Annotated in this window: 2 protein-coding genes; one reads left to right on the top strand and one right to left on the bottom strand. The window is 62.2% G+C overall.

The features are described from left to right. Positions 1–36: 36 nt before the first annotated feature. Entirely contained in the window at positions 37–654 is a 618-nt protein-coding gene (locus tag MKK70_RS01820) for an SDR family oxidoreductase (RefSeq protein WP_243932862.1), read from the bottom strand. A gap of 198 nt (positions 655–852) precedes the next feature. Between MKK70_RS01820 and MKK70_RS01815 the strand changes: the two genes are divergently transcribed. Then, positions 853–1,191 (top strand): winged helix-turn-helix transcriptional regulator, encoded by a 339-nt coding sequence (locus MKK70_RS01815; RefSeq protein WP_243932884.1) that lies wholly within the window; start codon positions 853–855, stop codon positions 1,189–1,191. The last annotated feature ends 323 nt before the right edge of the window (positions 1,192–1,514 follow it).

The following is a 1,514-nucleotide window of genomic DNA, read 5'->3' as shown; positions in this document are numbered from 1 at the left end:
ACCGGCTCGATCACCGCCCACTCTTCATCCGTCAGGTCAAACCGCGCCATCCTCGGTCCTCCATTCGGAGAACCAACGATGCCACGGCCAAACCGTGCCAGACGTTATGAGTTCACGACCTAGCTCGATGACCTCGACCTTGCCCTTGAGCGCCTCGCGCAGCGCGACCGTGTAGCTGTGCAAGGCGGCCTTGGTCGCCGAGTAGGTCGGGGCCGACACGAGAGGCACGAAGGCCAGGCCGGAGGTGACGTTCACCAGGGCAGCATCGGGCTGCCGGCCGAGATGCTCGATCAGGCCGTCGGTCAGCCGGATGGGGCCGAGTAGGTTGGTGATGACCGTTGCCTCCGCGTCGGAGAGGTCGCGAGGCTGGTCCAGCGCCTCGGAGCGCATGATCCCGGCGTTGTTGATGACCACGTTGAGGGCCGGGTGCTCGGCCGTCATGCGTCGTGCGAAGTCGGCCACGCCCTCAGCGCTGTCGGCATCGAACGCCATGGCATGCATGTTCGGACGTCCGGCAATCGTCCGCTGCAGCGCCTCCGTCCGCCTGCCGGCGACGATGACGATGTTGCCAAGGTCGTGGAAGCGTTGGGCGAGGGCTTGGCCGATGCCGGAGCCGCCGCCGGTGATGAGGATGGTGTTTCCTGACGTCTTCATGTGAGCGACCTTCGTTGTTGTCGCCCATGAGGTTATGGCTCATGCTCTCCGTACCGAAGTAGGCACCGAAAAGATTTATACGCACCAAACGGAGAGTGTCGCATGCGTCGGGCAGAAGCCGATCCACGGATCGAGGCGCGTCGGAAGGAACCGGTCCCAACCGAGACCGATCCGGCCATCGAGGCGTTGGTCTAGGACATCATCGGCAAGGTGGCCGACAAGTGGACCATGTTGATCCTCGAAGCCCTGCACGAGCGCGGCACGCTGCGTTTCACCCAACTCGGCAAGGCGGTCGGCCGCATTAGCCAAAAGATGCTGACCCAAACAGTTCGCCAGATGGAACAGGACGGCTTGGTGCGTCGGACGGTGCACCCGGTGATCCCACCCCATGTGGACTACGCGCTGACGCCGCTCGGCGAGAGCCTCGGTGCCGCATTCTGTGGTGTGTGGATCTGGGCTGAGACGCACCATGCCGAGATCAAGCGGGCACGCGAGGCTTTCGCGTCACGAGAGTGCCGACGACCCATCCAGGCGTGACTCCATCTCACCCAGAAGCTGAATGCAGCCCCCGAGTTTGAATTAGGGAGTTTGCAAGCGGACCTTCCGAAGGTCGGTGAAGGGTCGATAGTAACCTGAACGATGTGTCAGGTATCCAACTGTTTTCCCGACAATTTCAGACGGTTTCGGTAACGTCTCTGAACCAGTCTGGCCTTTTCTCGTGCTGGTAGGTTCGGTAAGTGCCCCGATGCTTCTCCTGACCGACCGCCAAAGGATCGAACTCGCAGTTCCCGCCTATCTCTTCTATGCGCTTACGGGGGCGCCGAACGTGTTCGTTCCAGCTGATCCGGACCTCGTCGCGA

Source organism: Methylobacterium sp. E-041 (genome assembly GCF_022829665.1).
Taxonomy (GTDB): domain Bacteria; phylum Pseudomonadota; class Alphaproteobacteria; order Rhizobiales; family Beijerinckiaceae; genus Methylobacterium.
This window is presented reverse-complemented; position numbering and strand designations above follow the sequence as displayed.